This is a genomic window from Chengkuizengella axinellae, assembly GCF_030730905.1.
GTDB lineage: Bacteria > Bacillota > Bacilli > Paenibacillales > KCTC-33759 > Chengkuizengella > Chengkuizengella axinellae.
The window spans coordinates 131,161-148,080 of sequence record NZ_JAVAMP010000002.1 but is presented as its reverse complement, the minus strand read 5'-3'; the positions used below and the strand labels follow the sequence as shown (position 1 = coordinate 148,080).

Below are 16,920 nucleotides of genomic sequence, written 5' to 3'. Positions count from 1 at the left end.
GAAAATTATAACATCTATTAGATAATAATTACAATAGCTTAATGTAAGTAAATCAGGCATTTTGTTAGTTTTTGTAGAATTAACTAGACTAGAATCACATAACATTCCTAAACCATATTTTTTTCTGCTTCAAATGGCTATTTTATCATTTTCCAAGCCTCAGTCCATGGAAATTTATTACCTAAAGGTGTCCCTTTTGGGAATTCTGTTCCTTCTTTTTGTACTACATGTTTTGGGTAACAAGTCATTGAATTAGTCTCGATCTTAAATAAAGGCGTCGAAATATAAGCGATCCCCTTTTGACAATCCCATTCAACAGGAAGTTTAAGTAAGTAAATTAAATCGTCTACACCTTCAAGATTTAATTCCTTTCCTAGTTCAATCCATTTCCTAGCGTTTTCTAGTGAGTGTGAACAATCTAGTGAGCATGGAATATTAGGGACGATTCTAACTCCTATATACCTTAGCATTACATTATTCTCATGATTCACTGTATCTTTCACTCTTATAAACTGTTCCTTCTTGTTCTTAATGTTCTCTTCCTTGGAATTCAATGCTTGCTGCCAAACTGGATCAATATATCCATCTAACCAAACACTATCGAAAAAGTCTCTACAGCACTTAGGATAACCAAGTAATTGTCCTATCGTTTCATGATCTACTTTAGAATTATTATTACTAGAATGGCTAAATAACCAAGCCTTCTCAGGTTCTTTAGATACAACCCCATAATAGGCCCAAGGTTTGCCTTGAAGAACCGGTGGATGTTTGTGGGCAAATCCAGAATATGTCCCTACTTTTCTAATAGGCAGAAAGACAAGCCCATCTTTAGCTAGCTGTTCCATTTCATATTCTAGATTATTTCCTGATATATGTCTTGTTGTACAATCTCTGATCCCATGTTTTACAGTTTCTAGTTCTAAACGACTATAAACTTTACATGCCTTTTGCATTCTTGCTTCCCATTGATCCTTAACTTCTTTAGAAACCCATGACATTCTTGCAAAAGGAGGGATCTCATGTTCAAATTGTAATAATTCCATATCCTTTATTCCCCCAATTTATTTGTTTGCACGTGTTGTTTCTGTTTTTTTCACAGGTAAATTAACAACTTGTTTTTTACTTTTTTCTAATTCTTTAATCGCTTGTCTTAATGAAATATTATGATTCATAGATAAATGTTTAATAGATATCTTTTCTAAAAGCGTTCGCTTTTCAGAAGTAGTGATAGGTTCTACACCTGTTTTTAACAATTCTTGTTCATAATATGACAGAAGTTCATATTGTGTATGACAATGTATCGTTTTATTTCTAAAATCTCCATCTATGGCTTCACCTACACAACTACCACCACATAACAACCAAAATCGACAACCCTTGCAACCACCCATTTCATCAGGGGTATTATACAATGAAATATATCTGGAATAATTATGATCATTTGCTTTGTACCAATCTATTCCCTCTTTTGCAGTTCTACCACAATTCGATAGTGATCCATTCCCTTCGATTCCATATACGGCACTTGTATTCATAGAATCGCAACGATTCCATATACAATTAGACTGAGAATCGTCTCCTAGCAACATGTCTTCCATATCACTAAATGGTTTCCAACGCATTTTATGTTCCTTTACAAACTTAGCCAGCGTGATGAATAACTCCGCATTTTCCTCTTGCGTTAAAACATGTTTTTCTTGATCCGGCATCGTTTTATCCACTTCAAGAGCATGGAAGTTACCAGAGATCCCTAAAGAATGCAGCCATTTTACAAATTCTAATAATTTAGGAATTTTCTCTTTTGTCCCATTCAGACGATGGAGAGTAATAATCACTCCTACAGGGATGTTTTCTTTTTTTAATCTTTCAATATTTTGTATCGTTTTTTTTGTAGCTTCATAAGTAGCTTGGTCATTCCCCTCTTTTCCGCGAACTTCTCTTAAACTATTTAATTCATCAGGTCCATCTACAGAAACTCCAACATATACTTTGTATTTTTTAAATAGTTCGATATGATCATCATCAATCAACGTCCCATTCGTCTGAATGCCGTTTTGATTAAATTTCTTTAACCCAAATTCCCATAACCTTTCCAAGTCTTTTTTTGGAACAAGCAGTGCTTCTCCACCAAAGACGTTAAAATTATGACCTACTTTGTCAACTTCCTGCAGCATTTTATCAATATCATAGCCTTTACTTTGATTGTTCGTTATTTGCCTTTGAGGCTCTTGATAACAATAAGTACAACTCAAGTTACAAGCTACATTTAATGGTCTTAATTCAACTGTCATATTTTTATATTCGCTACCCTATTTTGTAACGAATTCCCTCCTCTTCCCTTTTCCCAAAGTTTTTTAGCCAGTTGGTGAGTCAGCATGCGATTCTGGAGTATCTACATGTACCTCATCTACGTGGGCTTCATCTGTATGAGAATCACCATGAGCATCATCTTGATAAGAGTCTCCATGCGCGTCATCCCCATGGGCGTCATCTAAATGAGAATCTTGATATGGAGCATCAGTATATGAATCTCCGTGGGCATCATCAGCATAAGAATCGCCATGGGCATCGTCTCCATGCGCATCATCTCCATGCGCATCATCACTATGCAACGTATCAGTTAAATAATCTACATGAGTTGCATTTTCGTCAATATAATCTGTATGCACTGATGAAGGGGCTGTATCACCATGAGCATCGTCTCCATGCGCATCATCTCCATGCGCATCATCGTAATGTATATTTCCAGCAGCATCATCGTAATAGGTGCTGACAGCAGCATTATCATAATGCGTATCCCCAAATGCATCATCTCCATGAGCATCATCATAATGCGTATCAGAAGCACTGTCATCATAATGTATATCTGTGTGTGCTTTATCCCCATGAGGAGTATCCGTATGTGGAATAAATTGATCAGTATATTCTGCCATTGTTTTCACCTCCTTTCAAAAAAGGTCAACATCAAATCACTCTTTCTGGATTATCATAATGGCTTTCTTGGGCATCTGCATGGGATGTATCTCCATGGGCATCATCTCCGTGGGAGTCATCAGAATGAGAATCCCCAAATGCATCATCTGAATGGATATCTCCAAATGCATCATCTGAATGGATATCTCCAAATGCATCATCGTAATATTTATCAGCGTGGGCTCTTCCTGGATCATAGTCATAATGTGGATTACTTCCTGAATCTCCATGACTCCAATCAGAATGAGTATCCGCATGTGTATTTCCACGGGCATCATCTCTATGGGAATCTCCATGAGCATCATCTGTATGTTTATCTCCATGAGCATCATCTGTATGGGAATCTCCGTGTGAATCATCTCCATGCGCATCATCGCTATGGTCTATATCACTGTGTGGAGTGGTAATATCTCCATGGTTATAGGTTTTATTGCTTAACTCATCAATCCAATAAATATAATTATTTTCAATCCACAAGCTACCTTTTAATGCGCTAGCTATATTCGTGCTAGTGTAGGTGATTAACTTTCTCTCCACACCATACTCATCAATGTAATATAAATCAGGGCCTTCTACCCACATACTTCCTGGTTGTGCATTAACTGGAACACTTACTTGTTCTCCTAAATATCGATATTCGTTAGAATCATTCCCAATAAAGTATAAGTATTCTTTTTCTATCCATATACTGCCTACAATAGCCATAGAAAAATCCCTTTCTATAAATGAATCATAATACTACCTTCATTTACTTCTATATTTTTCTTATATCCTTCATCTGTAAACACTGTGGAGTGATGATAGATTTGATCATTACTAGATTCAAAACTATCCGTTTCTAATAGTCTAAAAAAATACCTAAACTCATTTTTTTGAGGCGTGGTGGCTCTATGAACATGGTTGGTAAAAGTTGTAAATTTGTTTGGCTCCATTTTTTTTGGTATGATTCCCAAAGGATCTTCATTCTCATTAATAAAGTATCGATAATCCATAATACTCATATTTGCTTCCAACTCTACTTCAATTGGATTCGCATTAAATTCTGTCAAAGCAGTTGCTTTTGTGGTGATTAAATGACAAATATCTCTTTCTTCAAAAGGATCTACAGAGCTATCAATATGCCACTCGCCATTTCCATAACCACCAATTCTCTGAATGCTAGCTTTTACAGATGGAGTTAAAAACTGAATATGTGCATTAACAATGACATCTTTTTTTTTATTGGTTAGAGGTGTCTTATCTATTAAATATTTTTGAAATTCTGTACCGTGCTTATAAACATAATCAACACTTGCAGAAGCAAACATAGGCATAAGTAACAAGTCAGCTACATCAGGAAACTCAATGTAAGTTCCAATCTGATTTGGGAAACCTTTTATGGTATGATTTATTTTCACAGATCATCAACATCCATATTTTTATTGAAATAATTCCATACACCTGCTGGAAAATAGATGCTAATTTTGTGGTTATGATGCTCCTTAATAAGGTTACTGAACCAGTCTTGTTTATGAATATCAAATGCGGTGTTTTCAATTATCATCTGAGACATTTCGTGTTTAGGTATATACTCTTTGTTTGTTTCCCTTACTCTCCATGTGTATCTAAATTCAATTCGATTAGGTGGTACCGCCCTATGAAGATGATTTGAAAACGTATATATTTTATTGGGTTCTATGGATTGTGGTGTTATGAGTTCATTTAAGTTGATTCTATTTAAATATTGATGAAATTCTGATATATTGTATTTCTCCACTTCACCTGTAAAATTGATTTTGTTTTTATTAAATTGAGTTAATGCTGTTGTATAAGATAATAGGAGATGGCATGTCTCAATTGGATAAATATGATCAAAGGCATCATCAATTTCACACCCATCAATATGCCATTCTGAATTCGACCTTTTTGGATCATAATTTGTCATTACTCTTTGCCCATTATCAATTACATTCACTACTGACCAAATTGTCACGTGTTTTGTATTGTTTTTTAATGGTGTTTTATCCAATAGCTCTTTTTGAAATTCAGTTCCATATTTCCTTAATGTTTCTGGTGTAGCTACTCTAAACATTGGATGCAGCAACATCTCAGCAATATCAGGGAACTCGATTGTTTCACTCACTTCTGTAGGAAAACCAGGTATATAAAAACCCATTCCTATTCACTCTCCTATTATTTTATTTTATAATTATATTATATTATTTTATTTAAATATCACACTCTATGATTTGAGTTGATGAGTGATAAAAATTATGAAAAAATTTACCCGCTGTTGTTTCTTCTATTAGAATTGCACCGTCTAATAACTCGAACCACCACAACATAGAATCGTTATAAAGATAGGACTGAATATAAATCTTTGTATCATCTTTAATCTGTTCAATGGACTCTATGTTCATTTTTGAATGGTTTGACTTTTTATAAACAAGTATAGCTTCCTCTATTTCATATGCTAGAATGAACACAGTACTATTCACTACAAAAAGTTTAAATTTTTTATTCATTCTATTCTTGTTTTCATCTTGCTTTATATTGGAAGATAGATTTTTTGCTATCTTATTTGCATTAGCAATTAAATAATGAAGTAAATGTTGATCACTTTTTACTTTTTTCAACTCAGCGTCTATCATAACTAATGTTATGCGCAAGTCTTGTATTGTTTCTTTTTCTATCATGAAGTATCACCTTTTTTTTTTACATAATATTTAAATTTTAATTATATTATAAAAATTGTTTTCGCATAAATTTTATAATTAGTTTTTGACCCCGCATGACTACTGAATATACACTTTTGTATTTGATATTTAAAAATACTGATATTTCTGTAATCGTAAGTTGTTTAAATAAATATAATTTTAAAATCATCTGATTTCTACTATTAAAATTCTCAGCTATAATTTCCTTAATTTGTTCTTGATATTCTTTTAATATTATTTTTTCCTCCGTATCATTTTGCTGATATAAACTCTCTTTAAATTCCTCTAAATTCTCCTCATGATGTGTGAATATATTCCTTTTTTCAAAATTCCAATAGGATACTTCTTTCCACAAATCACGTAAAATAAATAATTTCGCAAAATTTAAAAATGAGTTGTTTTGTTTTGTTTCATATTTTAAGCAAGCTTTATATAAAGCGATTTTTGCAATAGAATAAAAATCATCGTATTCAAACTTTTGATGGTAATTAGAAAAACGTATTGAAAAACGTTTTAATAGTGGTTTTGCTTTTTCTTCTAATTGAATCATTGCGTAACTATCATTATATTTAACTATTTTCTCTACTAAATCATTTATGTCATCACTCATCTTGTATAATTCCCCAATTAAATCTTTCTTTTATATGATACGTTCTTTTTTATATTGAATTACTAAATCTAAACCTTCATATACATCTTTATAACTAGCTAAATCTGCTCCTAATATATTTTCATCTAAGGATATAAAACTATTGTATTCTTTCATTGTAAAAGAGGAGGGCTGATCATAAAACCCTTCCATATCTTGTATCTTCTTTTCAATCCACTCTTTCAATCTTTCTAGTATTCCATAAGGAATATTTTCAAATGCTACATCATGTTGAGTACGGATGTAATTGGGATTCCCTTTTTTATATTCCGCTATAATGTTTAGCGACTCTGACATTTCTTTCATCAGCTCACTACTTTCAGATAAAGATTCGTAATCAACGATCATATATGGATTGTAATCGATATGATCCTCAGGAGATTTCAAAAAACTGTCTAGGTTTTTCTTCTCTTTATCAATCCAAACTTTTAGCGTGTCTATAAATAGATAGGATATCTTGTCTATGGCATCATTTAATTGTTCAAAGCTCATCACGTTCACGTTCATCACCTCTTAATTTATATTTTGATTACAAATATAAACACCTTCTAAAATTATGTCTTCTTTTTTTGCCCAATCTTGGGCAATTTCAGTGGCCTCTATCCTATTTTCTCCAATATTCCCAATCACAAAATGTCTTGTACCATCTTCTGCATTTTTATGACCTACAGCATAATACAATATCCTTCACCCTTTAATTTTTGATGTTAATAAACGCCTCTTAGGGGTGACACTATAACCTCTTTTTTATATTATATTTGTATTATAATATCGATGTTGAATAGTGTCAAGAGCTTTTTATAAAAATCATTTACTTACTAAGTAGCATATTTATTGGCTCCTACAGGAATAACGAAAGAACCTGTTAATTTTGCTGATGTTCCCTGTACTGTAGTTGCTGTGACGGTACCAGTGACTGTACCTCCTGATAATGGTAAGTAGTCATGTGTATGATCGCTTCTCGCTACTGATGTTGATGTTCCATAATTTCCATTCGTCCCACCATACACAACACTTAGTGTACGATTTGATGTAAGATTTCCACCACCACTTAAACCGTTGCCTGTAGATATATTTCTATCTGCTCTTACAGCATGTGTAGTGCTACTTGCTTGGTTCCCTAATTCAACTGTAGAAAGTTTTGCGATTCCATCTACATGAAGATCTGCTGAAGGCTCAGAAATTCCAATCCCTACATTTCCTCCAAAAACCACATTTTTACCACTATTCGTATTTATTTTTAAATGATCGACCCCACCTACATCGATAAGACCATAAGATAACGTTTCTCCATTAATCGTTCTCACTTGAGTAAATTCAGTTCCAGAAGAACTATACACTTTTAACTCTTGATCATTTACACCATCATATATAACTACTTTATTTCCTTGAGGGTCAATTTTAAAATAATCTACGTTTGCACTATCTGTTAAGACAGTATCTTTAAGTGTGAGGACTCCTCCTTGTATTGAAATGTTACTGCTAACACTTTGATCGTTTGTATCTGTTTTAGAAATGTAAGCTGAATTTAAATTATTTTGTGTTAAAAGCTCTTTTTTACTTAACATCTACCTCACCCGCCTTTGTTAAAATACTTCTTGAATAAGATACAAATATGTCTTTTATAATTATAAATATCAATTATATTATAATTATATGTTGAGTAGTAATTGAAGATTACAAGAACTTTAATATCCGTAAGCCCTATAATCATATGGATTATAAAATGGTGCCTGTGATTCATACCAAGCCTTTATATCATTTTCTGACACGGCTATTGGATCAATTCTTAAATCATTTACTAAAATATTAGCTCTTCCATAGTATCCTCCTCCAACCATTAATACGGTATCTTCATAAATGGTTGGAGCTAATCCTCCTTTATACAGGCAAGCTATTTCACCATTGCAATAAACAATATAATCATTTCCATCATAAGTAACAGCTAGGTGATACCACTGTTTATCTTGGATAACCACATCTGAGGTCACACCATAAGGAAATCTCATCCTTAATTTTCTTGAGTAATTAGCTGGTTCAGGACCCGCTGCAATTGAAAATCCTGTTTGTCCTCTATTACTAGAGGGACAAAGCTCTATTATTGGATGATACCAATTTCCCATAATGCCAGTATTATTAGTAGAAACTCTATGCATATAAGGGATGTTAAACCACAAAGACATTGTAAACTCATTAGGATTTACTACATCTTTAAAATAAAGCTTTCCTTGAGCTCTACTCCCATTCACAAAAGAAGTTGCAAATTCCTTTTCTTCAAATTGAATAGCATCTACTAAAATAGTACATCCTAGATTTGTTTTATTCATCCCAATGTAAAAGTGTTTACTATCATATCCTTCAGGACAAGATTTAGTATTCTCTAAATAATGCCACTTACCGTCAAAGGTTGAATAATCTAGTTTGTAATCACTCGATTTACTTGATAAAACTCCGTTTGAATCTCTCCAATGAGACCAAACGTCAATATCCCCCTCTGTCCATCCTACAACTTTATATCGAATAGACATCGTATAATTTGTTAGTGGAGTTAAATTAGTAACTACTCCCGCATATACTCCTCCCCATTCATTTGTTTCAATATTTCCATCATTGTCTATTACTTTTAATATATAATCCCCATAATAACTGCTATTGCTTTTTTCAATCATAGAAATATAATTAGCATCATTTTTCATTGTCCAGCCTTCATCTGTTGTAAAAAAACAATCACATCCTAATTGAGTAGATAATAGATTCTCTGTACTATCCTCTACTGCAATCACATTGTCATGAAATATCCCTTCTCCTCCTCGTAAAGTATATGTCTCTACTTCAGGAGTAATAAGTTTCCCATGATAACTTGCATTTCCATCCTCATTACAACTTAAATGAAATGTATGATGTAATACAGGAATTAGTTGTTCTTTTAATATTAATCCACTTCCCTTATGCGCTTTAGACACAAAACATCACCTGCCTTTAACTAGTACACATAAGCACGATAGTCATAGGGATTATAAAATGGAGCCTGAGATTCATACCAGGCCTTTATCTCATCATCTGACACAGCAACTGGATCAATTCGGATATCACTTAATAATGCGTTTGCCACTCTAAAATCATTAACTGCACAACTACCAATGTATAGACTCTCTGAACCTGTTAAAACCGGAGAGCTTATGTGTGATAAAGATTGAGATGCTTGAAGTTCTCCGTTGTAGTAAATGCTTATAAATTCCCCTTCTTTAAAAGTCATCGCTATAAAACAATACTCTCCTACTGGAATTGCAGGACCATTTACTGCTTGAGAGGAATCTTGTGATACATAATAAGCTATTAAATTCTCTGAACCTGATAAACTAAGATGTAATTCAAAGTTAGCCCCAGTGAAACCATCTGAATTTCCAAAATAAATATAATGACAGGGATAAGGAGCGACGGAATTTCTTTTTACCCATAAAGCAATCGTACCTTCGTGAACATTAAAATATTTTGGACTATATTGAATAACACCTGCATCTCTTGTTCCTTTGACAAACGAGGTTGAGAACGGTTTTCTTTCAATTTGTGGAGCTGTAATCCAATATTCGTTATCAGATGCCCAATCTAATTTTTCTCCAGAATCACCAGTATATCTACCTTCTATTCTAAATTTACAATTTGTATTTTGTTCTATTCTACTTTTATTTTCCCAGCTAATTCTGTACCACCCTGGAATTTTTGCATCTACACTAATTGTCCCTTGTCCTTTGTTATTAAATTCGGTTGAATCCATCTGTAAATTAAACCAAGCTTTGATCGATCTTTTAATGTAAACATAGGCACTCACACTAAATACCTCTCCTATATCAAATGTAGTATTCATAGGATACAGATAAATTCCAGACCAATCCCCCGCTAAAACATGAACAACCATTTCATTTGGATAAGGGGATAATGTAGGGGGAGTTGCATTTTCAACACTATTACTATTTCTCTTTTCATAGCGATTTAAATCATTTGTACTAGAATCATCTACTGCAATTGCATTCCCTCCTAATAACCCTTCACCTATTCTTAATGAATATAAGGCTTTATCGGGATCCGCAAGACTACCAGCATACATTGCATTTGCATCCAAATTGCAATTGAGATGAAAAGTTCTTAATTGAACTGGAATCATCTGATCCCTTATTAATAATCCACTTCCCTTGTGCGCTTTAGACACAAAACAACACCTCACTTTAACTAGTACACATAAGCACGATAATCATACGGGTTATAAAATAGGGCTTGTGATTCATACCAAACTTGAATGTCCTCTGTTGAATAAACAACAGAATCAATTCTTATTTCATCGTTTAAAAAATTCCATCTTCCACTTCCATTTAAAGTAAAGTTGATCGTATTTTCTCCTAACAAACCTATATCTGCTTGTTTTAGCAATTTTCCATTTTGATACATAGACATCATTGAACCATTACTTACAAGTGTATACATATTCCAATCATAAGTGTTATTCACTGTTGATGAACCGATATAATATGCTGTACCATCAATCACTTTACCACCATCTATAGATGTTTCATTATTTGGTCTAAAAAATATACGATTACTATAATCTGGTGCTAAAATATCCAAATAAAAATTTCCACCCTCATGTGCTTTTGCCCAAAAATTTACCGTGAAAATGTTGCTTTCCATATTTAGAGGATAAACCAAATTCCCATTTGATCTTTCACTTTCTGTAAATGATGTAGAAATACCCTTTGTTTCTACTTGAATATTTTTAACCCATCCTACTCCTTCATAATCATTTCTCTTGTAGTGACCATATACGTAAATTACACATCTTTTTGTAAAATCCCACTGTGTAGCAGATAGAATATATGTTTTCGTATGTCTTTCCCATTTGTACGCCTCATTACAAAAATAAGTTGATTGAGTACCACTGAAAGTATTCGTAGTGCCATCTGGAGCCTTATGATATAAACCTAGATTAATGCCTTTATCCACATGATCCGTCATGATGTCTAATGAAACACTAACTTCAACTCCTTCTGCCCAGCCAAAATCCGCTTCCACATTGTCAGATATCTGCTGACTAAACCCTAACCAGCGATGTTTCTGATTGTAGACAGAATTTTTATTAATAAATTCCATTACAGGGTAACCGAATTTTTCTGTATTTATATGTGCATGATAGCCTACTGTTGGCTCTGATACACCACCATTGTATCCAGATGACCATCCTGAACAATAAATGTTTCCATTTAATGATTCATCCCATGCTTGAGATGTTGTTTTTACTGTATCTGCTCTTAATCCCCCATTGGTTGCATGATTTAATGTTCCTTCTTCTACTGCAATGCAATTCCCTCTAAATACTCCTTGACCTTCTCTTATTGAATAGATTGCTTCAATTGGATTCACAGAATTCCCTCGATAGATTGCATTTGCGTCTTGTTGGCAATTTACATGAAACGAATCATAACTTGCAGGAATAAGTTGTTCCTTTAGCTTTAATTTACTTCTGCGATGTGCATCCGACATGATTCCATCACCTCCTTAAAGTGCATAAGACCTATAGTCATTTGGAGAATAAAAAGGAGCGTTGGATAAGTACCAAGCTTCGATCTCTTCTGGAACCAGCTACTTTTTAAACATAAGCTCTATAATCATAAGGATTGATGAATGGTTTCATAAAAATATACCAAGACTCAATTTCTTCTGCTGAGTAAGTAACTGGATCGATCCTTAGTTCGTCTATTAAAAAATTCATTCTACTATAATCGTTAAAGATAATATCAGTACTGCTCCCACTCAATAATCCTACATTTGCCTCTGCTAACAATTTTCCATTTTGGTAAACTGACATATATTCAAAATTGCTGACAATAGTGTACATATTCCAGTCATAAATTGAGTCAATTGTAAGAGAGCTTGTACTATTTATGCTCCCACCGATTACCTTTCCACCTGTTATTGATGTTGCATTGTTTGGTCTAAAATATACACGGTTATCATGATCTGGTACGTATAGATTAATATAGAAATCTCCATAATTTTCATGTGCTTTTAACCAAAAATTAATCGTAAAATAATTGGGGTCTACGACTAATGGGTAGGTTAATTCTCCGATACTTCTAGTTCCATGTACAAAAGAAGTAGGAAAGCTTTTTGCTTCTATCTGTATCATAGAAATATCCATTTCACCTTCACTAGCATTATCCTTATACACATACCACGCATCAATATGAGAAGGTGTTCTACCTGAAAGCGAATTTAACTGGACTGTACTTGTTACTTTTGTCCATTTGTATATATAATCAGTTTTATTAAATGGATTAGGAGAATAAGACCAACTATGCTTAATAACATCAATAAAGTCCCCATTATTATAGTGAACCATCACATACCCATACATAGTCCCTGGGTCTGTAATTAATTTAATCCAGAAATTAAGTGTAATATGAGTATCTGTTGGCTGTAGAACATAATTTGTTCCAGACCTAAAACCAAAATTATTCCCTGTGTTGGGATTTGTTACTGTATTTTTGTAAACATCTTGTCCTTGGAATGTCTCACTTTGTTTTACCCATGAGCTTCCATGTCCATCAATAGATTGTGATGAAATAATATTTTCTGTAGCTTCTTCTATTGCGATAGCATTGCCTCCAAACACACCTTCTTCTTCTCTTAGTGTATATAATTCACTTGTTGGCATTGCTACATCTCCTCTATATATTGCACTGGCATCTCTGTGGCAATTCATATGAAAAGTCTGAAAGTCTACAGGGATGAGCTGTTCTTTTAAGAGTAGCTTACTTTTTTTATGTGCCTGTGACATATAATCTCCTCCTCATAGTGCATAAGATCTATAGTCCCAAGGATTATAGAAAGGTGCTTGAGAGATATACCATGCTTTGATCTCTTCCTCTGATACTGCAACCCCATCTATTCTTACTTCATCTATTAATCCATTGAATTGATAACTTCCTCTATCATAATAAGTTCCTATAAATACCCCTTCGGTTTCCTCTGTATTCCTACGATATTCTATATTAGTACTAGTATTTTTCTGGTTTAATAGTTCTCCATCTAAATATAACTTAATTACTCCGTTGTTAAACGTGTAGCCAACAAAGTACCATGTATTTCGTTCAAATGAGAGTGATGTTATTTGTAAGATTTCTTGAGCCATTGTGTCTGCATTTACCCAAGATACACGATAAGCTGTAGTACTATCCCATCCTAAATACCAAGCAGGAGATCCAGAGAAACACATTGACCATGATTCTGTTGTACCAAGACTGCCAAGTTCTGGCTTTACCCACATAAAGACACTGTGTTGATCTTTTGGAAGATATAACGAAGGATGTCCAAAATTAAGACTTGCTTCCCCTCTAGTTCCATTTACAAATGAAGTAACAAAAGACTTCTCCTCAAACTGTGGCATAGAAGCATATATGGTAACATCTTCTGGTATATTTCCTAAACTCCAACCTATTCCTCCTGTTGAATTAACATCCTCATTCGCAGTATGAATAGCTTCATACCTTTTCCACTTTGTTCCTATACCATTAAAGCTAACAGTATTAGCTACATTATGCTGTCCACCCTCAGAAGAATTAATATAAGAAGTTATTTGATTTGATAACTCTCTACTGGCTTTCAAATAGATGGAGTTTGCATAGTATTCGCCATTAATAAAACTATATGGATAATAATCATAAAGATATGAATATCCTGAACTACCTACTTTACCTTCAAAAACCATGCCCATATCATCATCGATATATTGAGTTACTAAATCTTGATTCCAATAGTAAGAATTAGAATAATGACTCCACTTACTCCAATCTTGTGATGCACCACTGCCTATAGTTTCTATTAAATTAGTAGTCACATCCTCTACTGCTATTGCATTACCGCCAAAGACACCTTCTTTTTTTCTCAGAGAGTATACTGCATGATCTGGAATAATTAAATTTCCTTGATGAATCGCACTAGCATCTTGTTTACAATCCATATAAAACGTATCAAATTGAACAGGAATTAGTTGATCTGCTAATTTTAATTTACTTCCGCGATGTGCATCCGACATGATTCCATCACCTCCTTAAAGTGCATAAGACCTATAGTCATATGGGGAGTAGAAAGGAGCGTTGGATAAGTACCAAGCTTCGATTTCTTCTGATGAACAAACTATAGAATCCACTCTCATATGGCTTATCAATCCATTTAAATAAGAACCCCCATTATAATTTGTACCAATATGAAATGTAGGATGAATTAACATATCGTCTAACTCATTTTCTCCAATCCATTCTCCATCCACATATAATTTAAACTTGCTCCCGCTTTTTACTACTGTCAACATCACCCACTCATTGATTCTCCCACTTGAATAAACAACATCTTGTGAGATTGAACCGTTATGACCTCTCAAGGTTATATTGGTTCCATAATTCATAAGATATAACCCATGATCCCCAATATCAAAATAATAATTGCTAGATGTCTTTGCATCATGGCATTTAGCTCTCATAGAAATCGTAAATTCGTTATTTGCTTTGAGAAAATCAACATGATGCCGAAAAACACCTGATTCTCTACTATTGTTTGCAAAAGAAGTAGGAAAGTTTTTTTGTTCTATCTGAACATTTCGATAGTAAAAAAAATCACCAACCTCTAAATTTTCAACCTGATTATCTTTTCCCACTATAAAAATACTTTCATTTTTATCTGTGCCCCCATTAGATAGAGTAAATGAAGCTTTATAATTACCTAGAGATTCCATCGCGGAAAAACCGTTTGTCCCATCAACTCTCATCCACAACTTGTCTGAGGGTGAATAAAAATCTATAGAGAATGTCCAAGTTGAACCAACTAATACTGATACATAATCAAACTTTCCAACTCTAAAGTTATTTATGTTCGTTATGCTCTGAATAATAACTTTCTTCCATCCCTTAAATTCACCTTCGCTTACATCTTCAGATATAAGATTTGAATTATGATTATTTATAATTTGGCTAACTTCATTAATAGTCCCTTCCTCTATTGCTATCGCACTATCTCCAAAAACACCTTCTTCTTCTCTTAAAGTGTAAAGCGCTGCTTTAGGAGAAACGATACTTCCTTTATAAATAGCGTGGCCATCTTGTTGACAATCGATATAAAAAGTATTAAATTTAGCAGGGATGATTTGTTCTTTTAAAATTAACTTGCTATTTTTATGTGACTTGGACAAGTTTGTCACCTTCTTTAATATGCATATGAGCGATAATGATATGGATTAACAAAAGGAGATCTTGACACATACCAACTCTCAATTTCCTCTTGTTCTACTTCCATCTGATCGATTCTCAATTCACTTATTTTAATGTTTGGATTGCTCCTAATTCCACTGCCAATATAAAACCCCGTCGCCATTTGGATATATCCTTGTTTCCAATTCACTGGTGTATTACTTTCAGCTAATAACTCGCCATTCCCATAAAACCTATAATATTCGTTTTGCTTCCAGGTAATAGCAATATGATTCCAGTTATCAAATAAATGAATATCAGGTCTTAGCTGTGTTGATGAAGATCCCTCTGATTCATACACTCTTACATAAGGTACCTCATCTTTTTCGATCAAAAAGTCAAACGCACCTATGTTACTATCTACTCCCGAACTAAAAACAGGATACATATTTGTATGATCGCCTTTTGCATACATCCAAAAACTGATGGCTCCTTGATCAGGATTAATAATGTTTTTATCGTATACAAGCAAACCATTATCCCTCTCCCCATCTACAAATGAAGTGGAGTAATTTTTTTCTTCAATTTGCAATGCAGCTACATAATAATAATCATTATCTTCTGGATTGATTTTAAAGGAAACCGCTGCTTGATCATTATTCTCTTCTGCATCCCCTGTTGGATTGATATTTGAAGATGTAGGTGTAAAAGTCACACTCATCTGCTGCCATTGATTGCGAATAGAAGGGTCGGCAAGCATAGTACCTTCTACTATAGAGCCAGCCCCATAATAATTATAAGTGCTATTGTATCCTCTAGTACTATGCCAATCTACACCTTTACTATTCTGATAAGCAGTTGTTTGCACATAACTCACTGTTGTCTCACTGGGAATCCAAATCCATATGGAAGCAGTGTACGTCTTGTCATATCCGTTTAAATCTGATTCTATAATTAAATTACTTGCAGAAACCCTACTGTTATTATTTGGATCAGTGTCTGTAATTTTCCAAACATTCATTCCTTGTACTGGAGCTTCAGGCACTCCCTCTTGTCCAGTTACATCTTCTCCAAGTGAATGGGGAATAGCAGAAAAGGGACGTTTGTCTGATCTCCCCATCATATCTGTCAGGTTCGAAGCTAAATTTATCGTTCCTTCTTCTACAGCTATACTTCTTCCAAAAATCCCTTCATGTTTACACATCGTGTATATACTATTAGTACTTGGGTAAATTAAATTTCCAAAATGAATTCCAAGGGCATCTAATTGAAAATTGAAATGAGTAGAATGGAATGGAACAGAAAGTGTTTGGTTTTTTAATACAAGTTGGCTTCCTTTATGTGCTTTTGACACGATTATCACCTTCTT

General features: G+C 33.8%; 18 protein-coding genes. All 18 read right to left on the bottom strand.

All coding sequences use genetic code 11. The features are described from left to right. Window positions 1–137: 137 nt before the first annotated feature. The gene (locus Q5Y73_RS06260; protein ID WP_305991006.1) at window positions 138–1,043 is read right to left on the bottom strand and encodes a hypothetical protein; all 906 of its coding nucleotides are present in this window, start codon (window positions 1,041–1,043) and stop codon (window positions 138–140) included. An 18-nt stretch (window positions 1,044–1,061) separates the two neighbouring features. Further along, on the bottom strand, window positions 1,062–2,291 hold the full coding sequence (locus tag Q5Y73_RS06255) for a radical SAM protein (protein WP_305991005.1): 1,230 nt from the start codon (window positions 2,289–2,291) through the stop codon (window positions 1,062–1,064). Window positions 2,292–2,354: 63 nt separating this feature from the next. Beyond that, window positions 2,355–2,933: a hypothetical protein gene (locus tag Q5Y73_RS06250; RefSeq protein ID WP_305991004.1), complete on the bottom strand. Its 579-nt coding sequence runs from the start codon at window positions 2,931–2,933 to the stop codon at window positions 2,355–2,357. Window positions 2,934–2,964: 31 nt separating this feature from the next. Continuing rightward, on the bottom strand, window positions 2,965–3,678 hold the full coding sequence (locus Q5Y73_RS06245) for a hypothetical protein (RefSeq protein ID WP_305991003.1): 714 nt from the start codon (window positions 3,676–3,678) through the stop codon (window positions 2,965–2,967). A 14-nt stretch (window positions 3,679–3,692) separates the two neighbouring features. Beyond that, window positions 3,693–4,370, bottom strand: coding sequence for a hypothetical protein (locus Q5Y73_RS06240; RefSeq protein ID WP_305991002.1), 678 nt, complete (start codon window positions 4,368–4,370; stop codon window positions 3,693–3,695). Next, on the bottom strand, window positions 4,367–5,128 hold the full coding sequence (locus Q5Y73_RS06235; protein ID WP_305991001.1) for a hypothetical protein: 762 nt from the start codon (window positions 5,126–5,128) through the stop codon (window positions 4,367–4,369). The genes Q5Y73_RS06240 and Q5Y73_RS06235 overlap by 4 nt, the downstream gene beginning before the upstream one ends. A gap of 52 nt (window positions 5,129–5,180) precedes the next feature. Further along, the gene (locus Q5Y73_RS06230; RefSeq protein WP_305991000.1) at window positions 5,181–5,648 is read right to left on the bottom strand and encodes a hypothetical protein; all 468 of its coding nucleotides are present in this window, start codon (window positions 5,646–5,648) and stop codon (window positions 5,181–5,183) included. A 46-nt stretch (window positions 5,649–5,694) separates the two neighbouring features. Continuing rightward, a complete protein-coding gene (locus Q5Y73_RS06225; RefSeq protein ID WP_305990999.1) occupies window positions 5,695–6,279 on the bottom strand; it encodes a sigma-70 family RNA polymerase sigma factor in 585 nt (194 codons plus the stop codon). Window positions 6,280–6,309: 30 nt separating this feature from the next. Then, window positions 6,310–6,819, bottom strand: a complete 510-nt coding sequence (locus tag Q5Y73_RS06220; protein ID WP_305990998.1) for a hypothetical protein — start codon at window positions 6,817–6,819, stop codon at window positions 6,310–6,312. Window positions 6,820–6,831: 12 nt separating this feature from the next. Continuing rightward, a complete protein-coding gene (locus Q5Y73_RS06215) occupies window positions 6,832–6,999 on the bottom strand; it encodes a hypothetical protein (RefSeq protein WP_305990997.1) in 168 nt (55 codons plus the stop codon). 137 nt (window positions 7,000–7,136) lie between these two features. Next, entirely contained in the window at window positions 7,137–7,886 is a 750-nt protein-coding gene (locus Q5Y73_RS06210) for a hypothetical protein (RefSeq protein ID WP_305990996.1), read from the bottom strand. A gap of 120 nt (window positions 7,887–8,006) precedes the next feature. Continuing rightward, window positions 8,007–9,281 (bottom strand): LamG-like jellyroll fold domain-containing protein, encoded by a 1,275-nt coding sequence (locus tag Q5Y73_RS06205; RefSeq protein ID WP_305990995.1) that lies wholly within the window; start codon window positions 9,279–9,281, stop codon window positions 8,007–8,009. A 20-nt stretch (window positions 9,282–9,301) separates the two neighbouring features. Continuing rightward, window positions 9,302–10,525 (bottom strand): LamG domain-containing protein, encoded by a 1,224-nt coding sequence (locus tag Q5Y73_RS06200; protein ID WP_305990994.1) that lies wholly within the window; start codon window positions 10,523–10,525, stop codon window positions 9,302–9,304. 20 nt (window positions 10,526–10,545) lie between these two features. Beyond that, window positions 10,546–11,850, bottom strand: coding sequence for a LamG-like jellyroll fold domain-containing protein (locus tag Q5Y73_RS06195; protein ID WP_305990993.1), 1,305 nt, complete (start codon window positions 11,848–11,850; stop codon window positions 10,546–10,548). A gap of 106 nt (window positions 11,851–11,956) precedes the next feature. Further along, complete coding sequence (locus Q5Y73_RS06190; protein ID WP_305990992.1) at window positions 11,957–13,147, bottom strand: LamG-like jellyroll fold domain-containing protein; 1,191 nt, start codon at window positions 13,145–13,147, stop codon at window positions 11,957–11,959. Window positions 13,148–13,159: 12 nt separating this feature from the next. Further along, on the bottom strand, window positions 13,160–14,404 hold the full coding sequence (locus Q5Y73_RS06185; RefSeq protein WP_305990991.1) for a LamG domain-containing protein: 1,245 nt from the start codon (window positions 14,402–14,404) through the stop codon (window positions 13,160–13,162). A gap of 15 nt (window positions 14,405–14,419) precedes the next feature. After that, window positions 14,420–15,553, bottom strand: a complete 1,134-nt coding sequence (locus tag Q5Y73_RS06180; protein WP_305990990.1) for a LamG domain-containing protein — start codon at window positions 15,551–15,553, stop codon at window positions 14,420–14,422. 14 nt (window positions 15,554–15,567) lie between these two features. Then, the gene (locus tag Q5Y73_RS06175; protein ID WP_305990989.1) at window positions 15,568–16,905 is read right to left on the bottom strand and encodes a LamG-like jellyroll fold domain-containing protein; all 1,338 of its coding nucleotides are present in this window, start codon (window positions 16,903–16,905) and stop codon (window positions 15,568–15,570) included. Window positions 16,906–16,920 lie beyond the last annotated feature (15 nt).

Coding starts and splice junctions, on each gene's coding strand:
- Q5Y73_RS06190 (WP_305990992.1), bottom strand. CDS start 13,147: ATGTCACAGGCACATAAAAAAAGTAAGCTACTCTTAAAAGAACAGCTC.
- Q5Y73_RS06260 (WP_305991006.1), bottom strand. CDS start 1,043: ATGGAATTATTACAATTTGAACATGAGATCCCTCCTTTTGCAAGAATG.
- Q5Y73_RS06250 (WP_305991004.1), bottom strand. CDS start 2,933: ATGGCAGAATATACTGATCAATTTATTCCACATACGGATACTCCTCAT.
- Q5Y73_RS06230 (WP_305991000.1), bottom strand. CDS start 5,648: ATGATAGAAAAAGAAACAATACAAGACTTGCGCATAACATTAGTTATG.
- Q5Y73_RS06185 (WP_305990991.1), bottom strand. CDS start 14,404: ATGTCGGATGCACATCGCGGAAGTAAATTAAAATTAGCAGATCAACTA.
- Q5Y73_RS06225 (WP_305990999.1), bottom strand. CDS start 6,279: ATGAGTGATGACATAAATGATTTAGTAGAGAAAATAGTTAAATATAAT.
- Q5Y73_RS06255 (WP_305991005.1), bottom strand. CDS start 2,291: ATGACAGTTGAATTAAGACCATTAAATGTAGCTTGTAACTTGAGTTGT.
- Q5Y73_RS06195 (WP_305990993.1), bottom strand. CDS start 11,850: ATGTCGGATGCACATCGCAGAAGTAAATTAAAGCTAAAGGAACAACTT.
- Q5Y73_RS06210 (WP_305990996.1), bottom strand. CDS start 7,886: ATGTTAAGTAAAAAAGAGCTTTTAACACAAAATAATTTAAATTCAGCT.
- Q5Y73_RS06245 (WP_305991003.1), bottom strand. CDS start 3,678: ATGGCTATTGTAGGCAGTATATGGATAGAAAAAGAATACTTATACTTT.
- Q5Y73_RS06235 (WP_305991001.1), bottom strand. CDS start 5,128: ATGGGTTTTTATATACCTGGTTTTCCTACAGAAGTGAGTGAAACAATC.